The 19,691-nt window shown below is 55.6% G+C and carries 22 protein-coding genes; 7 read left to right on the plus strand and 15 right to left on the minus strand.

The annotated features are described in order from the left end of the window. The 9 genes from ACOTXI_RS16415 to fkpA form a co-directional block, all read right to left on the minus strand. On the minus strand, window positions 1-689 hold a 689-nt coding region (locus ACOTXI_RS16415), incomplete at its 3' end, for a GTP-binding protein (protein WP_421766140.1). Between the two features lie 69 nt (window positions 690-758). Next, complete coding sequence (gene fusA / locus ACOTXI_RS16420; RefSeq protein WP_008503004.1) at window positions 759-2,873, minus strand: elongation factor G; 2,115 nt, start codon at window positions 2,871-2,873, stop codon at window positions 759-761. 96 nt (window positions 2,874-2,969) lie between these two features. Next, on the minus strand, window positions 2,970-3,440 hold the full coding sequence (rpsG, locus tag ACOTXI_RS16425) for a 30S ribosomal protein S7 (protein ID WP_004106370.1): 471 nt from the start codon (window positions 3,438-3,440) through the stop codon (window positions 2,970-2,972). Window positions 3,441-3,536: 96 nt separating this feature from the next. Next, window positions 3,537-3,911: a 30S ribosomal protein S12 gene (gene rpsL / locus ACOTXI_RS16430; protein ID WP_000246815.1), complete on the minus strand. Its 375-nt coding sequence runs from the start codon at window positions 3,909-3,911 to the stop codon at window positions 3,537-3,539. Between the two features lie 124 nt (window positions 3,912-4,035). After that, the gene (tusB, locus tag ACOTXI_RS16435) at window positions 4,036-4,323 is read right to left on the minus strand and encodes a sulfurtransferase complex subunit TusB (protein WP_008503005.1); all 288 of its coding nucleotides are present in this window, start codon (window positions 4,321-4,323) and stop codon (window positions 4,036-4,038) included. Window positions 4,324-4,330: 7 nt separating this feature from the next. Then, a complete protein-coding gene (tusC, locus tag ACOTXI_RS16440) occupies window positions 4,331-4,690 on the minus strand; it encodes a sulfurtransferase complex subunit TusC (RefSeq protein ID WP_008503006.1) in 360 nt (119 codons plus the stop codon). After that, window positions 4,690-5,076, minus strand: coding sequence for a sulfurtransferase complex subunit TusD (gene tusD / locus ACOTXI_RS16445; RefSeq protein ID WP_058654933.1), 387 nt, complete (start codon window positions 5,074-5,076; stop codon window positions 4,690-4,692). Before tusD ends, tusC begins: the two co-directional genes overlap by 1 nt. Next, complete coding sequence (locus tag ACOTXI_RS16450) at window positions 5,076-5,798, minus strand: helix-turn-helix transcriptional regulator (RefSeq protein ID WP_003861697.1); 723 nt, start codon at window positions 5,796-5,798, stop codon at window positions 5,076-5,078. The genes tusD and ACOTXI_RS16450 overlap by 1 nt, the downstream gene beginning before the upstream one ends. A gap of 166 nt (window positions 5,799-5,964) precedes the next feature. After that, on the minus strand, window positions 5,965-6,783 hold the full coding sequence (gene fkpA / locus ACOTXI_RS16455) for an FKBP-type peptidyl-prolyl cis-trans isomerase (protein ID WP_008503008.1): 819 nt from the start codon (window positions 6,781-6,783) through the stop codon (window positions 5,965-5,967). A 238-nt stretch (window positions 6,784-7,021) separates the two neighbouring features. Here fkpA and ACOTXI_RS16460 point away from each other — a divergent pair, with 238 nt between their 5' ends. Next, window positions 7,022-7,240 carry a protein SlyX gene (locus tag ACOTXI_RS16460; protein ID WP_008503009.1) on the plus strand — a complete coding sequence of 73 codons (219 nt, stop codon included), beginning with the start codon at window positions 7,022-7,024 and terminating at the stop codon, window positions 7,238-7,240. Between the two features lie 51 nt (window positions 7,241-7,291). Here ACOTXI_RS16460 and slyD read toward each other — a convergent pair whose 3' ends face one another. From slyD to kefG, 4 genes are all read right to left on the minus strand, one after another. Further along, the gene (gene slyD / locus ACOTXI_RS16465; protein WP_008503010.1) at window positions 7,292-7,882 is read right to left on the minus strand and encodes a peptidylprolyl isomerase; all 591 of its coding nucleotides are present in this window, start codon (window positions 7,880-7,882) and stop codon (window positions 7,292-7,294) included. 94 nt (window positions 7,883-7,976) lie between these two features. Next, complete coding sequence (locus tag ACOTXI_RS16470; RefSeq protein ID WP_008503011.1) at window positions 7,977-8,177, minus strand: YheV family putative zinc ribbon protein; 201 nt, start codon at window positions 8,175-8,177, stop codon at window positions 7,977-7,979. A 13-nt stretch (window positions 8,178-8,190) separates the two neighbouring features. Continuing rightward, the gene (kefB, locus tag ACOTXI_RS16475; RefSeq protein WP_058654935.1) at window positions 8,191-9,996 is read right to left on the minus strand and encodes a glutathione-regulated potassium-efflux system protein KefB; all 1,806 of its coding nucleotides are present in this window, start codon (window positions 9,994-9,996) and stop codon (window positions 8,191-8,193) included. Further along, complete coding sequence (gene kefG / locus ACOTXI_RS16480) at window positions 9,996-10,550, minus strand: glutathione-regulated potassium-efflux system ancillary protein KefG (RefSeq protein ID WP_102000895.1); 555 nt, start codon at window positions 10,548-10,550, stop codon at window positions 9,996-9,998. The genes kefB and kefG overlap by 1 nt, the downstream gene beginning before the upstream one ends. A gap of 135 nt (window positions 10,551-10,685) precedes the next feature. Between kefG and ACOTXI_RS16485 the strand changes: the two genes are divergently transcribed. The 4 genes from ACOTXI_RS16485 (at window position 10,686) to ACOTXI_RS16500 (ending at window position 14,825) form a co-directional block, all read left to right on the plus strand. After that, entirely contained in the window at window positions 10,686-12,590 is a 1,905-nt protein-coding gene (locus ACOTXI_RS16485; protein ID WP_058654939.1) for an ABC transporter ATP-binding protein, read from the plus strand. A gap of 97 nt (window positions 12,591-12,687) precedes the next feature. Then, the gene (locus tag ACOTXI_RS16490; RefSeq protein ID WP_058654943.1) at window positions 12,688-13,710 is read left to right on the plus strand and encodes a hydrolase; all 1,023 of its coding nucleotides are present in this window, start codon (window positions 12,688-12,690) and stop codon (window positions 13,708-13,710) included. Then, the gene (locus ACOTXI_RS16495; protein ID WP_008503016.1) at window positions 13,707-13,925 is read left to right on the plus strand and encodes a YheU family protein; all 219 of its coding nucleotides are present in this window, start codon (window positions 13,707-13,709) and stop codon (window positions 13,923-13,925) included. The genes ACOTXI_RS16490 and ACOTXI_RS16495 overlap by 4 nt, the downstream gene beginning before the upstream one ends. A 30-nt stretch (window positions 13,926-13,955) precedes the next feature. Then, complete coding sequence (locus ACOTXI_RS16500; RefSeq protein ID WP_008503017.1) at window positions 13,956-14,825, plus strand: phosphoribulokinase; 870 nt, start codon at window positions 13,956-13,958, stop codon at window positions 14,823-14,825. Between the two features lie 85 nt (window positions 14,826-14,910). On the opposite strand, the gene ACOTXI_RS16505 is transcribed toward ACOTXI_RS16500, so the two are convergent. Further along, window positions 14,911-15,315, minus strand: coding sequence for an OsmC family protein (locus ACOTXI_RS16505; protein WP_008503018.1), 405 nt, complete (start codon window positions 15,313-15,315; stop codon window positions 14,911-14,913). Between the two features lie 311 nt (window positions 15,316-15,626). Between ACOTXI_RS16505 and crp the strand changes: the two genes are divergently transcribed. Next, complete coding sequence (gene crp, locus ACOTXI_RS16510) at window positions 15,627-16,259, plus strand: cAMP-activated global transcriptional regulator CRP (protein WP_000242758.1); 633 nt, start codon at window positions 15,627-15,629, stop codon at window positions 16,257-16,259. Window positions 16,260-16,316: 57 nt separating this feature from the next. Then, window positions 16,317-18,404 (plus strand): YccS/YhfK family putative transporter, encoded by a 2,088-nt coding sequence (locus ACOTXI_RS16515; RefSeq protein WP_058654944.1) that lies wholly within the window; start codon window positions 16,317-16,319, stop codon window positions 18,402-18,404. On the opposite strand, the gene argD is transcribed toward ACOTXI_RS16515, so the two are convergent. Further along, entirely contained in the window at window positions 18,401-19,621 is a 1,221-nt protein-coding gene (gene argD, locus ACOTXI_RS16520) for a bifunctional acetylornithine/succinyldiaminopimelate transaminase (protein ID WP_181008256.1), read from the minus strand. The genes ACOTXI_RS16515 and argD overlap by 4 nt on opposite strands. Between the last annotated feature and the right edge of the window lie 70 nt (window positions 19,622-19,691).

The following is a 19,691-nucleotide window of genomic DNA, read 5'->3' on the forward strand; positions in this document are numbered from 1 at the left end:
CCGGTAACAACGGTACCACGACCGGAGATGGAGAATACGTCTTCGATTGGCAGCAGGAATGGCTTGTCAATCGCACGCTCTGGTTCTGGGATGTAAGAATCCAGGAAGCCAGCCAGTTCGATGATTTTCGCTTCCCACTCAGCTTCGCCTTCCAGCGCTTTCAGAGCAGAACCACGAACGATTGGAGTATCGTCGCCTGGGAAATCGTACTGAGACAGCAGTTCACGAACTTCCATCTCTACCAGTTCCAGCAGCTCTTCGTCATCAACCATGTCGCATTTGTTCAGGAACACGATGATGAAAGGAACGCCTACCTGACGACCCAGCAGGATGTGCTCACGAGTCTGAGGCATTGGGCCGTCAGTCGCAGCAACAACCAGGATCGCGCCGTCCATCTGCGCAGCACCGGTGATCATGTTTTTAACATAGTCGGCGTGGCCTGGGCAGTCTACGTGTGCGTAGTGGCGAGTCGGGGTGTCGTATTCAACGTGGGAAGTGTTGATGGTGATACCACGAGCTTTTTCTTCTGGTGCGTTATCGATCTGGTCGAATGCACGAGCAGAACCACCGTAGGTTTTAGCCAGAACGGTAGTGATTGCAGCAGTCAGGGTAGTTTTACCATGGTCAACGTGGCCGATAGTACCAACGTTGACGTGCGGTTTTGTACGTTCAAATTTTTCTTTAGACACGGCTATATTCCTTACTATAGTGCTCTCCCCTCTGGAGAGAGCACGGGACTTAGGTTTTAATCCTGTGGATTACTTACCACGGGCTTCAATAACGGCCTGAGCAACGTTGTTAGGCGCATCATCATACTTCAGGAATTCCATGGTGTATGATGCACGACCTTTGGTCAGAGAACGCAGCTGAGTTGCATATCCGAACATTTCAGACAGCGGAACTTCAGCGTGGATCTTAACGCCAGTTACTTCGGATTCCTGACCACGCAGCATACCGCGACGACGGCTCAAGTCACCGATAACGTCACCGGTGTTCTCTTCAGGAGTTTCTACTTCAACCTTCATGATTGGCTCAAGCAGAACTGGTTTTGCTTTCTTAAAGCCTTCTTTAAAGGCAATAGACGCAGCCAGTTTAAACGCCAGTTCAGAGGAGTCAACGTCGTGGTAAGAACCGAAGTGCAGACGAACACCCATGTCAACAACCGGATAGCCAGCCAGAGGGCCCGCTTTCAGCTGTTCCTGGATGCCTTTATCAACGGCTGGGATGTATTCGCCAGGAATTACACCACCTTTGATGTCGTTGATGAACTCGTAACCTTTCGGGTTAGAGCCCGGCTCCAGTGGGTACATGTCGATCACAACGTGACCGTACTGACCGCGACCACCAGACTGCTTAGCGTGTTTACCTTCAATGTCGGTAACTTTCGCGCGAATCGCTTCGCGGTAAGCAACCTGAGGTTTACCCACGTTCGCTTCAACGTTGAATTCACGCTTCATACGGTCAACGATGATGTCCAGGTGCAGTTCACCCATACCAGCGATGATGGTCTGGTTAGATTCTTCATCAGTCCATACGCGGAATGATGGGTCTTCTTTCGCCAGACGGCCCAGAGCCAGACCCATTTTTTCCTGGTCAGCTTTGGTTTTTGGTTCAACTGCGATGGAGATTACCGGCTCTGGGAATTCCATACGCTCCAGAATGATCGGGTGATCCGGGTCACACAGGGTGTCACCAGTGGTCACGTCTTTCAGACCGATAGCTGCAGCGATGTCGCCCGCACGAACTTCTTTGATCTCTTCACGTTTGTTAGCGTGCATCTGTACGATACGGCCAAAACGCTCACGCGCCGCTTTCACGGAGTTCAGGATGGTGTCACCGGAGTTAACCACACCAGAGTAAACGCGGAAGAAGGTCAGGTTACCCACGAATGGGTCGGTAGCAATTTTGAACGCCAGTGCAGAGAATGGCTCTTCGTCGCTTGCGTGACGCTCAGCCGGGGTATCTTTACCGTCGTCCAGGATGCCGTTGATTGCAGGAACGTCAACCGGGGATGGCAGGTAGTCAACTACCGCATCCAGCATCGCCTGAACACCTTTGTTCTTGAACGCAGAACCACAGGTTACCAGGATGATTTCGTTGTTCAGAACGCGCTGACGCAGAGCTTTTTTGATCTCTTCTTCAGTCAGTTCTTCACCACCCAGGTATTTCTCCATCAGCTCTTCAGAAGCTTCAGCAGCGGATTCGATCAGGTTCTGGTGCCATTCGTCAGCCAGGTCCTGCATTGCAGCTGGGATATCTTCGTATTCGAAGGTAACGCCTTGGTCTGCATCGTTCCAGTTGATGGCTTTCATTTTCACCAGGTCGATAACGCCGGTGAAGCCTTCTTCAGCACCAATTGCCAGCTGCAGCGGAACAGGGTTCGCGCCCAGACGGGTTTTGATCTGACCAACAACTTTCAGGAAGTTAGCACCCATACGGTCCATTTTGTTAACGAACGCGATGCGTGGAACTTTATATTTGTTCGCCTGACGCCATACGGTTTCAGACTGTGGCTGAACACCACCAACTGCGCAATAAACCATTACCGCGCCGTCAAGAACACGCATGGAACGTTCTACTTCGATGGTGAAGTCAACGTGCCCTGGGGTGTCGATGATGTTTACGCGATGCGGTTCGTACTGCTTAGCCATACCTGACCAGAATGCAGTAGTCGCTGCGGAGGTGATAGTGATACCACGCTCCTGCTCCTGTTCCATCCAGTCCATGGTGGCTGCGCCGTCATGAACTTCACCGATTTTGTGGTTTACACCGGTGTAGAACAGAATACGTTCGGTAGTAGTGGTTTTACCGGCGTCGATGTGCGCACTGATACCGATGTTGCGGTAGCGTGCGATGGGTGTTGTACGAGCCATTTGATTCCTCGTTTATATCTTTAGGCGTTCAGTTAAGTTACCCAGAGCGGGCGGCTTCTCTGAAGCGCCCGCCTGGTGACTAAGACTCCGAAGGGATTACCAACGGTAGTGTGCGAACGCCTTGTTGGCTTCTGCCATACGGTGAACGTCTTCACGTTTCTTAACTGCAGTACCTTTGTTGTCTGCAGCATCAGAAAGTTCGTTCGCCAGACGCAGAGCCATGGATTTATCACCGCGTTTACGAGCAGCTTCAACGATCCAACGCATTGCCAGGGCATTACGACGAACCGGACGAACTTCAACTGGAACCTGATAAGTAGAACCACCAACGCGGCGGGACTTAACTTCTACAGTTGGGCGAACGTTGTCGAGAGCGACTTCGAAAGCTTCCAGTTCATTTTTACCAGAACGCTGAGCCAGGGTCTCCAGCGCGCTGTATACGATTGCTTCTGCAGTAGATTTTTTACCATCTACCATCAGGATATTTACAAATTTTGCCAGCAGTTCTGATCCGAATTTCGGATCTGGAAGAATTTTACGCTGACCAATGACGCGACGACGTGGCATGGGGATACTCCGTTGTTAATTCAGGATTGTCCAAAACTCAAAGAGTTTAGTATGACATTAAGATAAATCAGTTTGGCCTTACTTAACGGAGAACCATTAAGCCTTAGGACGCTTCACGCCGTACTTGGAGCGAGCCTGCTTACGGTCTTTAACACCTGAGCAGTCCAGCGCACCACGAACGGTGTGGTAACGAACACCCGGAAGGTCTTTAACACGACCGCCACGGATCAGGATCACGGAGTGCTCCTGCAGGTTGTGACCTTCACCACCGATGTAGGAAGTCACTTCGAAACCGTTAGTCAAACGCACACGGCATACTTTACGCAGTGCGGAGTTTGGTTTTTTAGGAGTGGTGGTATATACACGAGTACATACACCACGTTTCTGCGGGCAGGCTTCCAGCGCAGGCACGTTGCTTTTCGCAACTTTGCGTGCACGTGGTTTGCGTACCAGCTGGTTAACTGTTGCCATTAAATAGCTCCTGGTTTTAGCTTTTGCTTCGTAAACACGTAATAAAACGACCTCATACAATATGAGGACGCGAAATTTTAGGGCTACGTCGAAAAGGTGTCAAGAAATATACAGCGATCTCAAATCACCAGTTCATTTGACTGGCGTGCGTCACAGTAAGATTGACGAAATCAGTATAGCCAACCACGTCAATTTTGGCTGAAATTTGACCAGAAAGACCCCGCGCATCCAGATCGTCTTTCAGCGCAGAAACTGTTATGGGGGCATTCGTGAGCATTTCAACGAAACGGCTGCCTTCAAGTGCGGCAAGCACGCCGTCCTGAATCAGCAGCAGGTCATCGCCGTCGCGCAGCATACTCAGTAACGCGTCGATATCACATTGCCATGGTGAATGGCTCAGAGTATGGAGCATGGCAGCCTCAGAAAGTCAGAACGGTGTCGTAGTGGGAAAGGTGTTCGCGCAATGCCGCAGAAGACACGACGGTCACATCCAGCACGAAAGGCGTCTTCTCATCCAAACCGCGAGCGGCCAGCGAGTCGGCGCAGACATAAAGGGTTTCAATGTCATACAGCGGCAGCACTTTAAACGTAGCGATGTAATCCCGCGCCAGAATGGCCTGTGGCTGCTGACCCGCCAGAAGCTGAAACACACCGTCCCCTAAAAAGAAGACGCCGATATCTTCGGTCAGCGCGGACGTCGCAAGTAACGCATCCAGCCCTTCGCGGCCAGAAGCGCTCCCGTGCGGCGCAGACGCAAAAACAAATGCCACGCGCTTCATCAGAATTGCACCACTCTGTCGCAGGTGAGCGCCGCCTGTGCCAGCGCGCCCAAACCGCTTAACGAAAAACCTGGCTGCAGGTTAGAACCCGATAAACCAAGACGGGCGGCTTCGGTTGCATCGGTCACGCCGCGGCGCAGTGCCGCCGCCACGCAGATGTGCAGTTCTACGCCCTGCTTTACGTTTAATGCCTGCCAGCCGCGCACCACATCAAACTCATCGCTCGCCGGCGACGTAAACTGGTTCGCGTTATACACCCCTTCCCGATAGAAGAAGACGCTCGCCAGCTCATGTCCGGCTGCCAGCAGCGCATGCGCAAACTGCAGCGCGCTGCTGGCCTGCTGAGTCCCGTACGCCGGGCCTGTCACCATTAACGCATAACGCATTACTTGTCTTGTCCCAGGAAATCACCGCTTTTGAACTGGCGAATATAGAGGTAGACCGTGTGCTTGGAGATGTTGAGACGATCGGCCACCTGGTTGATGGCGTCTTTAATATCAAAAATCCCTTTTTCATAGAGATTGAGCACGATCTGGCGATTCTTGGCGTTGTTCGAGACGTTGCGGTCGGCATTCACCTCTTCAATGGTGAACTCAAGCGTCTGCGTGACGAGATCTTCGACGGAAGAGGCAAAGTTAACAGAAGAGCCAACATCCGGCGTTTCGGGTGGAATAAAGGTGCTCATGATCTGCGAGAAAGGCACATCAAGGTTCATGTTGATGCACAGCAGCCCAATCACACGATGCTCGCGGTTTCGAATCGCGATGGTTTCTGATTTCATCAGCACGCCGCTTTTGGCGCGGGTGAAATAGCATTTGGAGACGCTGCTGTCCGCGCCGGTCATGTCATGCAACATACGCAATGCAAGGTCGGTAATTGGCGAGCCAATTTTACGGCCAGTATGCTCACCATTCGCAATGCGGATGGCGGAACACTTCAGATCTTGCAGGGAGTGCAATACGATTTCGCAGTGGGAGCCAATGAGCATCGCTAACCCGTCCACTACCGCTTCATAGGATTTCAGAATATCGAAGTCGGTCTGGTCAAAAGGACGTTGATCCAGCAAATCAAGTTCACTGGTTTCGTTGGTTAAAAGCGACCTGGACATGAAAAAAACACTCCTTTTCAGGAGCCTGTCGTTAGGTTTTCAGGGCAGGCTCATTATCTACACGGACAACTAAATTAATACAGCGTGCCTAACGCTTTCCAGTGTTAATTATATCTGCCCCACAATAAAAAACCGCCGCCTTAAAGGCGGCGGTTTTTTTTCAGCATTACTTCTTAGCAGCAGCGGCTTTATCGTCAGCCGGTGCGTCTGCCTTGGCATCCGCTTTCGGTGCCGGTTTGATGTCCAGCAGCTCTACGTCAAAGACCAGCGTAGAGTTGGCAGGGATCCCCGGAACGCCGGTTTTGCCATAGGCCAGATCCGGTGGGATGACCATCTTGATCTTGCCGCCTTTCTTGATGTTTTTCAGGCCTTCAGTCCAGCCAGGGATCACACCATCCAGACGGAAGGAGAGCGGCTCACCACGGGTGTAAGAGTTATCGAACTCTTTACCGTCGATCAGCGTACCTTTGTAGTTCACGACAACCGTGTCGCTGTCTTTAGGCGCATCGCCGGTGCCTTCTTTCTCAACTTTGTACACCAGGCCAGTCGAAGAGGTTTTCACACCCTTCTCTTTAGCAAAGGCATCGCGGTAGGCTTTGCCTTTCGCTTCGTTGTCTTTAGCGTCCGCGTCCATCTTGGTCTGCGCGGCGCCCTTCACACGCGCTTCGAACGCCTGCAGAGTCTGTTCAATTTCCTGGTCAGACAGCTTGCTCTTATCGGCAAAAGCGTCCTGAACGCCCGCGATCAGCTGAGCTTTATCCAGTTTGATGCCCAGTTTCTCTTGTTCTTTGAGAGAGTTTTCCATGTAACGGCCCAGAGATGCGCCCAGTGCGTAGGCGGATTTCTGGTCGTCATTTTTGAACGCCGCTTTGCTGTCTGCAGTGGCAGCAGGCTTCGCAGCAGTATCAGCAGCGAATGACAGCGGCGCGTTCAGCGCAACAGCCATCGTCGTCGCCAGCAGCGTTACTTTAAACAGTGATTTCATCCATATCTCCAGGGCCTGGGGACTCTCACCCCAGCGTTAAACGTAAATGAGTGACGTACTATAAAACGTTGCAGAAGAAATCTACAGACAGACACGTCCAATTCTCGCCACTTTTCAGACTATTTTTGTTTAAATAAGTTTCTTGCCAGAGGGATGCGAACTGTACTTAAGGATAAACTCAGTTAAACTGCGCCGCCGCTGGGCCATTATGGCGAATCTGAAATAAACGAGGTGAATGATGAAGGATACAACGATAGAAGCGAGAATGGCTGAGCTGGAAAGCCGCCTGGCTTTTCAGGACATCACCATCGAAGAGCTAAACCAGACCGTGACCGCACATGAGCTCGAAATGGCGAAACTGCGGGATCATATGCGCCTGCTGACGGAAAAGCTGAAGGCTACGCAGCCGTCGAACATTGCCTCTCAGTCGGAAGAGACGCCACCGCCTCATTATTGAGACGTAAAAAAAGCGGGATTCTCCCGCTTTTTTATTTTCCGCATGACGGAATTAGTGGCAGCCGCAGCCGCCGTTACCGCAACCACCTTTACCGTGGCCGTGGTCATGACCATGGTCGTGGCCGTGACCACCGCAGCAGCCGTCGTGGCCGTGATCGTGGTCATGGTCGTGACCGTGCGCACCGTGAACGTGGCCATGAGCCAGCTCTTCTTCGGTCGCCTCGCGGATCGCAACAACTTCTACGTTGAACTTCAGGTTCTGGCCAGCCAGCATGTGGTTGCCGTCAACCACGACGTGGTCATCTTCCACTTCGGTGATTTCAACTGGAACCGGGCCCTGGTCGGTTTCCGCCAGGAAGCGCATGCCAACCTGCAGTTCGTCAACGCCCATGAACACGTCTTTAGGAACGCGCTGAACCAGGTTGTCGTCATACTGACCGTAAGCGTCGTTCGCGCCTACAGCAACGTCAAATTTGTCGCCAACTTCATGACCTTCCAGCGCGTTTTCCAGGCCGGAAATCAGGGAACCGTGACCATGCAGGTAGTCAAGCGGCGCACTCACCGGAGACTCATCAACCAACACACCGTCTTCTGTACGTACCTGATAGGCCAGGCTGACCACCAGGTCTTTTGCTACTTTCATGATATCTCCTGAGCGTGGGAAAATTGCTGGCGCAGATTGTAGCGGAAATCTGCACCTGTGTACCCTTTAGCTTAAAAAAACTCAGGGCATATCGCTAGTCCGGATGAAAAATCCCGATAACTTGCTCTTCTTTGCGAACGTGCTCGCGCGCCTCTTTGTCGGCCTCACGCATCTGGTGACCGCACTTAACACACTCAACAACATCAATATTATTTTCCCGCCACATCGCCAGGGTATCTTGCGCCTGGCAGGTCGGGCATTTTGCACCCGCGATAAAGCGTTTACGTACAGCCATCTTTCGTTACCCTTTATTCAAATTCATCCCAGCCATCGAGCTGGCGTCGTTCCTGCTGCATCTCGCGCTGGAAGATCTCCTCCAGCTCGCGACGCGCTTCCCGCACGCGGGAGATCTGCGCCGTATCGGTATGTACCGGCATCAGCTCGCGCAGCATCCGCATATCCAGCCGGCGGAAATGCATCTGGGCGCGCTGCGCCTGATGCGGATGCATGCCAAGCGAGATCAGCGCCTTGCGCCCCAGCTCCAGCGCACTGGAGAACGTCTCACGGGAGAAGTGTTTCACACCCGCCTGCAATAATTCGTGAGCTTCAACACGTCCCCGCGCACGCGCCAGAATATGCAGATGCGGGAAATGCTGCTGGCAAAGATCCACCAGCTTCATCGTGTCTTCCGGGTCGTTACAGGTAATGACGATGGATTCTGCCGCTTCTGCCCCCGCCGAGCGCAGTAACTCAAGCTGGGTCGCGTCGCCGTAGTAAACCTTGTAGCCATATTTGCGCATCAGGTTGACCGCGCTGATATCCCGCTCCAGCACCGTAATGCGCATTTTGTTCGCCATTAGCAAACGGCCGATTACCTGTCCAAAGCGGCCAAAGCCCACCACGATCACCTGGGGCTTATCGTCTTCCACCCACGGCGCTTCGTCTTCGTCGTCTGCCGGGTTCAGGCGGCGCGACAGCAGTCTATCCACCATCTTCATCAGCAGCGGCGTGGTCATCATGGACAGCGTGACCGTTACCAGCAAAAGCGCCATCTGATCGTCTTTAAACAGCTTCTGGGACGAGGCGGTAGAGAACAGCACAAACGCGAACTCTCCTCCCTGGCTCAACACGCTCGCAAACTGCATGCGCTCCGAACTGCGCAGGCCGTATATGCGCGCCATGACGTACAGCACCAGCGTTTTCACCGCCACCAGGATAGCGACGCTCACCACAACCCACAGCAGATGGGTATAGAGCACGCCAAGGTTGAGCGCCATCCCCACCGAAATAAAGAACAGACCTAGCAGCAGTCCTTTGAAGGGATCGATGGCAATTTCCAGCTCGTGCCGATACTCGCTCTCCGCCAGCAGCACCCCGGCGATAAAGGTCCCGAGCGCCATCGACAGCCCCAGCGCGTCCATAAACAATGCAGACCCCAGCACCAGCAGCAGCGTCGCGGCGGTAAACACCTCGCGCACGCCGGACGCGGCAATAAAGCGGAATACGGGACGTAACAGGAAACGTCCGCCAATCAGCATCCCCGCGAAGGCCAGCACCTTCATGGCGATTTTAGCCCAGTCGAAATGATCGTCCCCGGAGCCCGCCAGCAGCGGCACCAGCGCCAGCGCCGGGATCACCGCCAAATCCTGGAACAGCAGCACCGAAAAGCCCAGTTGACCGGCTTCGTTACGGTTCATCCCTTTGTCGCGCATCAGCTGCAGCGCCATCGCCGTGGAGGACATCGCGAGGCCTATCCCGCCAATCACCGCCGCCTGCCAGGAGAAATTCGTCAGCATTAGCAGGCCGCCCAGGATAGCGGCACTGAACAACACCTGCGCGGCGCCCACGCCAAATATGGAGCGTCGGAGCTGCCACAATTTCGAAGGATTCAGCTCCAGGCCGATGATGAACATCAGGAACACCACGCCCAGCTCGGAGAAATGGAGGATCTCATCTACATCGCTGATGAATCCCAGTCCCCAGGGGCCAATCGCGATCCCCGCCAGCAGATACCCCAGTACCGCACCGATACCAATACGCGCAGCAAGCGGCACCGCGACGACGGCCGCAAATAAAAACAGCACCCCGGCGAGGAGCAAATTCGATCCTTCCATTAACGCCCTCCTGCCGGAATCGGTGACGCCAGCCATTCACCGTAGGCTCTGGCGTGGCTTGCCAGCTCTTTCGGATCCTGACGCCGCGCCCAGTAGACAATAATCGGACTCATCCAGTGCATGCGGCACATCGCCGCCGTCAGCTCGAAAGGCCGCAGGATGTCGCTCAACGGATAACGGTTCAGCCCGTCGTGGCGGTAGGCGCTTTCGGGTTCACCGGTCGTAATCACACTACGCCAGTACTTTCCCGCCAGCTGGTTGCCCCCCACCCCGCTGGAGAAGCCCCGGCTAAGCACGCGGTCCAGCCACTCTTTGAGCAGCGCCGGACAGCTGTAGGTATAAAGCGGATGCTGGAACACAATCACGTCATGCTGACGCAGCAGTTCCTGCTCGTAAGGAATATCAATAAAGAAATCAGGATAGTGCGCGTAGAGATCGTGCACCGTCACGTTGCTGAGCTGAGTAGCCGGCTTAAGCAGCACCCGGTTTGCCACCGAGTCCTGAGATTCCGGATGGGCATACAGCAGCAGCACTTTTGCTGTCTGAGACATCATTCCCCTCCCGGTCTTGTTTCTGTTTTTGTGTATCGTCGCTGTTTTGGGCTACCATGACGGCCCGGTGCGGAAAACGGCCCACACCTTACATTATCATAATGACAAATTAACATAGTCGGAACATACGGCGCTTCTATGATTGTTTTCTCCTCGTTACAAATTCGTCGCGGCGTGCGCGTCCTGCTGGATAACGCCACTGCTACCATCAACCCGGGCCAGAAAGTGGGCCTGGTCGGCAAAAACGGCTGTGGTAAATCCACGCTGCTGGCGCTGCTGAAAAACGAGATTAGCGCGGATGGCGGTAACTTCACCTTTCCGGGGAACTGGCAGCTCGCCTGGGTGAACCAGGAGACGCCAGCCCTGAGCGAACCGGCACTCGACTATGTTATCGACGGCGATCGTGAGTACCGTAAGCTCGAAGCGGAACTCAATGCCGCAAACGAGCGCAACGACGGCCACGCCATCGCCACCGTTCACGGCAAGCTGGACGCCATCGACGCGTGGACCATTCGCTCCCGCGCCTCCAGCCTGCTGCACGGCCTGGGCTTCAGCAATGAGCAGCTGGAACGCCCGGTCAGCGACTTCTCCGGCGGCTGGCGTATGCGCCTCAACCTGGCGCAGGCGCTGATCTGCCGCTCTGACCTGCTGCTGCTCGATGAACCGACTAACCACCTCGATCTCGATGCGGTTATTTGGCTGGAGAAGTGGCTCAAGAGCTATCAGGGCACTCTGATTCTGATCTCCCACGACCGTGACTTCCTCGACCCGGTGGTGGATAAAATCATTCACATCGAACAGCAAACGATGTTCGAGTATACCGGCAACTACAGCTCCTTCGAGCGCCAGCGCGCGACGCGCCTTGCCCAGCAGCAGTCGATGTATGAAAGCCAGCAGCAGCGCGTGGCGCACCTGCAAAGCTTTGTGGATCGCTTCAAGGCCAAGGCGTCAAAGGCGAAGCAGGCCCAGAGCCGCATCAAGATGCTGGAGCGCATGGAGATGATCGCCCCGGCGCACGTCGACAACCCGTTCCACTTCAGCTTCCGGGCCCCGGAAAGCCTGCCAAATCCCCTGCTGAAAATGGAAAAGGTCAGCGCGGGTTATGCCGACCGCATTATTCTCGACTCCATCAAGCTCAACCTGGTGCCGGGTTCACGTATTGGTCTGCTCGGGCGCAACGGTGCCGGTAAATCCACGCTGATCAAACTGCTGGCGGGCGAGCTTAATCCGGTCAAGGGTGAAATCGGCCTGGCGAAGGGCATCAAGCTGGGTTACTTCGCCCAGCATCAGCTGGAATTTTTACGCGCGGATGAATCCCCGATTCAGCACCTTGCGCGTCTGGCGCCGCAGGAGATGGAGCAGAAGCTGCGCGACTACCTCGGCGGCTTCGGCTTCCAGGGCGATAAGGTCACCGAAAACACCGAGCGCTTCTCCGGCGGCGAAAAGGCCCGTCTGGTGCTGGCGCTGATCGTCTGGCAGCGCCCGAACCTGCTGCTGCTCGATGAACCGACCAACCACCTGGATCTCGACATGCGTCAGGCGCTGACCGAAGCGCTGATTGAATTCGAAGGGGCGCTGGTTGTCGTTTCGCACGATCGTCACCTGATCCGCTCCACCACGGACGATCTCTACTTAGTGCACGACGGCAAAGTCGAACCGTTCGACGGCGATCTGGAAGACTACCAGCAGTGGCTGACGGACGTGCAGAAGCAGGAGAACCAGCCGGAAGAGTCGGCGAAAGACAACGCCAACAGCGCGCAGGCGCGTAAAGACCAGAAGCGCCGTGAAGCGGAGCTGCGCACCCAGACGCAGCCGCTGCGTAAAGAGATTGCCCGTCTCGAAAAAGAGATGGAAAAGCTCAACGCCACGCTTGCTACCGTTGAAGAGAAGCTGGGCGACAGCAGTCTGTATGACCAGAGCCGTAAAGCGGAACTGACGGACTGCCTGCAAACGCAGGCGAAGACCAAATCGAGCCTTGAAGAGTGTGAGATGGCGTGGCTGGACGCGCAGGAACAGCTGGAAACAATGCTGCAGGCTGACTGAATTCATTGCTCCGTTTTGCCTGGTTCGGAAATCCAGGCTAAACGGGGTACAATTCGGAAAGTATCGTAAATTTCCGACAAGAATCAGCATCGCGCCTATGACCCAAATCATTCCATCAGGCTTCGACATTGCCGCCGAAGACAGCACTGAGTTCGTGCCTATGCGCGGCGTCGCCAATCGCCATTTGCAGACCATGCTGCCGCGACTGATCCGCCGCAAGGTACAGTTCACCCCTCACTGGCAGCGGCTAGATCTGCCAGACGGTGACTTTCTGGATCTCGCCTGGAGCGAAGCGCCGGATCAGGCTCGACATAAGCCGCGGCTGGTGGTTTTTCACGGTCTGGAAGGCAGCCTGCACAGCCCGTATGCACACGGGCTCATTGAGGCGGCCAAAGCGCGCGGCTGGCTCGGCGTGGTGATGCATTTTCGCGGCTGCAGCGGCGAGCCGAACCGGCAGAAGCGTATCTATCACTCGGGTGAAACCGAAGACGGCACGTGGTTTTTACACTGGCTGCGGGACAACTTTGGCACCGTGCCCACCGCGGCCGTAGGCTACTCGTTAGGCGGAAATATGCTGGCCTGCCTGTTAGCTAAAGAAGGGGAAAGCGTCCCGCTGGATGCCGCCGTCATCGTCTCCGCCCCGTTCATGCTGGAGCAGTGCAGCTACCACATGGATAAAGGCTTTTCCCGCGTCTATCAGCGCTACCTGCTCAACCTGCTGAAGGCCAACGCGGCGCGTAAGCTAAAGGCCTACCCGGACACCCTCCCGGTCAGCCTGCGCCAGCTGAAAAAAGTGCGCCGCATTCGCGAATTCGACGACCTGATCACCGCGAAAATCCACGGCTTCGCCGATGCGATTGACTATTATCGTCAGTGCAGCGCCATGCCGCTGCTCAGCAAGATCACGCAGCCGACGCTGATCATTCATGCCAAAGATGACCCATTTATGGATCATCACTCGATTCCCGCTCAGGAATTCCTGCCCGACAACGTTCACTATCAGTTGACCGAGCACGGCGGCCACGTCGGGTTTATCGGCGGCACGCTGCGTCGCCCGAAAATGTGGCTTGAGGCGCGTATTCCTGACTGGCTAGCCCCTTATCTGGACGGTGCAACATGATTATTCCCTGGCAGGATCTGGCTCCCGAAACGCTCGATAATCTGATTGAAAGCTTTGTATTACGCGAAGGCACCGATTATGGTGAACAGGAACGCTCGCTTGAGCAAAAGGTCAACGATGTAAAGCGCCAGCTGAAAAGCGGCGACGTGGTGCTGGTGTGGTCAGAACTGCATGAGACGGTCAATATCATGCCCCGCAACGCGTTTCACGGCTGATCTTCCACCCTTTTCAGTCAGGGAGTTGCTATGTCTGCCAGACATCCGGTTATTGCCGTTACGGGGTCGAGTGGTGCGGGAACCACCACCACCAGCCTCGCATTTCGCAAGATTTTCGCCCAGCTGAATCTCCGTGCGGCGGAGGTCGAAGGCGACAGCTTTCACCGCTACACGCGCCCGGAGATGGACATGGCCATCCGTAAGGCGCGCGATCTGGGTAAACACATCAGCTACTTCGGTCCGGAAGCCAATGACTTCGGCCTGCTGGAACAAACCTTTATTGAGTACGGCCAGAGCGGTAAAGGGCAGTCCCGCAAGTATCTGCATACCTATGATGAAGCCGTTCCCTGGAATCAGGTGCCTGGCACCTTTACCCCCTGGCAGCCCCTGCCGGAACCTACCGACGTGCTGTTCTACGAAGGATTACACGGCGGCGTGGTCACGCCGCAGCACGACGTGGCGCGCCACGTGGATCTGCTGGTTGGCGTGGTGCCAATCGTTAACCTGGAGTGGATCCAGAAGCTGACGCGTGACATGAGCGAGCGCGGCCACTCGCGCGAAGCAGTGATGGATTCGGTGGTGCGCTCCATGGAAGACTACATCAACTTCCTGACGCCGCAGTTTTCCCGCACCCATATCAACTTCCAGCGCGTGCCGACGGTAGACACCTCCAACCCGTTCGCGGCCAAAAGTATCCCATCCCTGGATGAGAGCTTTGTGGTGATCCATTTCCGCAATCTCGAAGGCATTGACTACCCCTGGCTGCTGGCGATGCTGCAGGGCTCGTTTATTTCTCACATGAATACATTAGTCGTACCGGGCGGAAAAATGGGGCTGGCGATGGAGCTCATCATGACGCCGCTGGTGGAGCGACTGATGGAAGGGAAACAGATCGCGTGAGTTTTTTGCCCGGTGGCGCTGCGCTTACCGGGCCTACGGTCGTGCTTTTGTAGGGCGGGTCAGCGAAGCGCCACCCGCCAAAACATTAAGCCTCGATCACTTCATACGAATGGGTGATTTTTACCGCTTTCTCCAGCATTAACGCCACAGAGCAGTACTTCTCCGCAGACAGGTCCACCGCACGTGAAACCGCCGCGTCTTTCAGTTCTTTACCGGTGACCACAAAGTGCAGATTGATGTGGGTGAACAGGCGTGGCGCCTCTTCGCGGCGTTCTGACGTGAGTTTGACCTCACAATCCGTCACGTCATGACGGCCTTTTTGCAGAATCGACACCACGTCAATGGCACTGCATCCCCCTGCCGCCATCAGCACCATTTCCATTGGGCTGGGCGCTTTATCGCCGGAGTTACCATCCATCAAAATCTGATGTCCTGACGCGGACTCGCCCAGGAACGTTAAACCTTCAACCCACTTCACGCGCGCTTGCATATTCTTAAACTCCAACGTTGCATTTTTGGTGACAGATTACGCGTGCGTTACATTTCTCGCAATGGAAGGCGACCTGCATCATGCTGAAGCGAGACACCAGGAGACACGCGGCGAAAGCTATGCTAAAACACTCAGGATGCTACAGTAATACATTGACGTTACACATGTATGCAGAGGACATCAAACTTTACTGGCTGCGAAACGTTACGGTAGCCGACTTCCCAGGGTATGGGTAAGAATTCGATTGCAACCCCAGAGTCCGGATGCATCTGATGACTCTGGTGACAGCTTATAACAGAGGATAACAGCGCATGGTGCTTGGCAAACCGCAAACAGACCCGACTCTCGAATGGTTCTTGTCTCATTGCCACATTCATAAGTACCCATCAAAGAGCACGCTGATTCACCAGGGTGAAAAAGCGGAAACGTTGTATTACATCGTTAAAGGCTCGGTGGCAGTGCTGATCAAAGATGAAGAAGGGAAAGAGATGATCCTTTCTTATCTGAACCAGGGCGATTTCATCGGTGAACTGGGCCTGTTTGAAGAGGGCCAGGAACGTAGCGCCTGGGTTCGTGCAAAGACAGCATGTGAAGTGGCTGAAATTTCTTACAAGAAGTTCCGTCAGCTGATTCAGGTTAACCCTGACATTCTGATGCGTCTCTCTTCCCAGATGGCGCGCCGTCTGCAGGTCACCTCAGAGAAAGTGGGCAACCTCGCCTTCCTGGACGTGACGGGCCGCATCGCACAAACTCTGCTGAACCTGGCGAAACAGCCAGACGCCATGACCCACCCGGACGGCATGCAAATTAAAATTACCCGTCAGGAAATTGGTCAGATCGTCGGTTGCTCCCGTGAAACAGTGGGCCGTATCCTGAAAATGCTGGAAGATCAAAACCTGATCTCCGCCCACGGTAAAACCATCGTGGTTTACGGAACGCGTTAATTCCGCTTAAACGGCGTGCCATCGCAAGGTGTCACGCCGTTTTTGTCTCTACTCCTCATGTGGCGCAGGCTGATCTATCACCCGGAAGTTAACTACGCACTGCGACAAACGCTGGTGTTGTGTCTACCCGTGGCCATCGGCCTGATCCTCGGACACCTTCAGCAAGGCCTGCTCTTTTCCCTCGTGCCCGCCTGCTGCAACATTGCTGGCCTGGACACACCGCATAAGCGCTTTTTCAAACGTCTGATCGTGGGCGGCTGCCTGTTTGCTGGCTGTAGCCTTGCCGTACAGCTTTTACTGGCCCGGGATATCCCGCTGCCGCTGATCCTGACGGTGCTGGCGATGACGCTCGGCGTCACGGCGGAAATCAGCTCGCTGCACGCCCGCCTGCTACCCGCCTCGCTGATTGCGGCCATCTTCACGCTGAGCCTCGCCGGGAATATGCCGGTGTGGGAGCCGCTACTGATCTACGCGCTGGGGACACTGTGGTACGGGCTGTTTAACTGGTTCTGGTTCTGGCTGTGGCGGGAACAGCCGCTGCGCGAATCCCTGAGCCTGCTCTATGTGCAGTTGGCGGAATACTGCGAAGCCAAATACACCCTGCTCACCCAGCATACCGATCCGGAAAAAGCCTTACCGCCGCTGCTGACGCGCCAGCAGAAGGTGGTGGATCTGATAAGCCAGTGCTATCAGCAGCTGCATATGCTCGCCGCCAACAAGAACCACGAATACAAACGGCTGCTGCGCACCTTCCAGGTAGGCCTGGATCTGCAGGAGCATATCTCCGTTAGCCTGCACCACCCGCAGGAGGTGCAAAAGCTGGTTGAGCGCAGCCACGCCGAAGCGGTGATCCGCTGGAACGCGCAGACCTTCTCGGCACGCCTGCGCGTGCTGGCTGACGATATTCTCTACCACCGCTATCCCACGCGCTTTAATATGGAAAAACAGCTCGGCGCGCTGGAGAAAATCGCCCGTCAGCATCCGGATAACCCGGTCGGCCAGTTTGCCGCCTGGCACTTCAGCCGCATCGCCCGCGTGCTGCGCACCCAGCGCCCGCTTTATTCCCGCGACCTGATGGCGGATAAACAAAAACGGCTTCCCCTGTTGCCCGCGCTCAAAAGCTATCTGTCTCTCAAATCGTCCGCCCTGCGCAATGCCGCACGAATTAGCGTGATGCTCAGTATCGCCAGCCTGATGGGCATGGCGCTGCATCTGCCGAAGCCCTACTGGATCTTAATGACCGTGCTGTTCGTCACCCAGAACGGCTACGGCGCCACGCGGGTGCGTATTCTGCACCGGGCGGGCGGCACCATGGCCGGGCTGATCATTGCAGGCGTAACGCTGCACTTCCACGTGCCGGAAGGCTATACCCTGGCAGGCATGCTGGCGATCACGCTGGTGAGCTACCTGATTATCCGCAAAAATTACGGCTGGGCGATGGTGGGCTTTACGGTGACGGCGGTATACACCCTGCAGCTGCTTACGCTGAACGGCGAACAGTTTATTGTCGCCAGGCTGATTGATACCCTGATCGGCTGCCTGATTGCCTTCGGCGGCATGGTCTGGCTGTGGCCGCAGTGGCAGAGCGGGCTGCTCAGGCAGAACGCCCACGACGCGCTGGAGGCCGACCAGCAGGCCATTCGCCTCATCCTGAGCGACGACCCGCAGCCCTCCCCGCTGGCGTATCAACGCATGAAGGTCAACCAGGCGCACAACGCCCTGTTCAACTCGCTCAACCAGGCGATGCAGGAGCCGGGCTTTAACTCACATTATCTGGCCGATATGAAGCTGTGGGTAACGCACAGTCAGTTTATCGTTGAGCACATTAACGCCATGACGACGCTGGCGCGCGAGCACACGATGCTGACGCCGGATCTGGCGCAGCGCTACCTGCAGTCGTGTGAAATTGCGTTGCAGCGCTGCCAGCAGCGTCTGGAGTATGACTCACCGGGCGAGTCGGGGGATTTAAATATTCTGGAAGCGCCGGAGACGTTAACCCACGGGCCAATGAGCACCCTGGAGCAACACTTGCAGCGCGTGCTGGGGCATCTGAACACCATGCACACCATTTCGTCGGTGGCATGGCGTCAGCGTCCGCATCATGGGGTTTGGTTAACGCGAAGGTTGAAACGAACCGAATATTAGCCTTTAACGATCTTTGCAACCGCCGCGGCAAAGCGGGTTAAGCCGTCTTCGATGTCTTTGTCTTCCACCACCAGCGACGGCGCAAAGCGCATCACGTCCGGCCCGGCGTTGAGCACCATCACCCCTTCGCGAGCGGCGGCGTGCAGGAAGTCGCGCGCGCGGCCCTTGTACTGCGGCTTCAGCTCGGCGCCAATCAGCAGCCCCATCCCGCGGATCGCGCTGAACACGTCGTACTGCTCGTCAATCTGCTTCAGGTGCTTCACAAACAGCTCGCGCTTCGCGCTAACGCCGTTTAGCACCTCTGGCGTGTTGATGATGTCGAACGCGGCCCCCGCTACGGCGCTCGCCAGCGGGTTACCGCCGTAGGTAGAGCCATGAGAACCGACGTGGAACGCGGAGGCGATCTCCTGCGTCGTCAGGACCGCACTTACCGGGAAACCGCCGCCGAGCGCTTTCGCGCTGGTCAGAATATCCGGCGTCACGCCGTAGTGCATATAGGCAAACAGGTCCCCGGTACGCCCCATCCCGCACTGCACTTCATCAAACACCAGCAGCGCCTGATGCTCGTCGCACAGCGCGCGCAGCCCTTTCAGGAATTCCGGGGTTGCCGCGGTCACGCCGCCTTCCCCCTGAATAGGCTCGACCACCACCGCGCAGGTGTGGTCGTCCATCACCGCTTTCACCGCGTGCAGATCGTTAAACGGCACGTGGATGATGTCGGCCGGTTTCGGACCAAACCCGTCGGAATACTTCGGCTGGCCGCCAACGGAGACGGTAAAGAAGGAGCGCCCGTGGAAGGCATTGTGGAAGGCGATGATTTTGGTTTTGTACGGGCTGTGGCGCGTGGTCGCGTAGTAGCGCGCCAGCTTAAAGGCGGTTTCGTTGGCTTCGGTGCCGGAGTTCATAAACAGCACGCGCTCGGCAAACGTGGCATCAATGATCTTACGGCCCAGGCGCAGCGCCGGTTCGTTGGTGAACACGTTGCTGGTGTGCCACAGGGTTTCACCCTGGGTTTTCAGCGCCTCCACCAGCGCGGGATGGCAATGACCCAGCGCCGTGACCGCAATACCGCCCGCGAAATCCACATACTCCTTGCCCTGCTGATCCCAGACGCGGCTGCCTTTCCCCTTCACCGGGATAAATTCAGCCGGTGCATAAATCGGCAGAATCACTTCATCGAATGTCGCGCGGGTAATTGCTGGTTGTTCAGTTGCCATGTCATGCCCATCCATTTATGTCACATTGATTGTGAAAATATAATCACAAAATATGCATAAAAAATCATAA

Origin of the sequence: Enterobacter cloacae complex sp. BZL2005, assembly GCF_049238885.1 — a bacterium.
GTDB lineage: Bacteria > Pseudomonadota > Gammaproteobacteria > Enterobacterales > Enterobacteriaceae > Enterobacter > Enterobacter roggenkampii.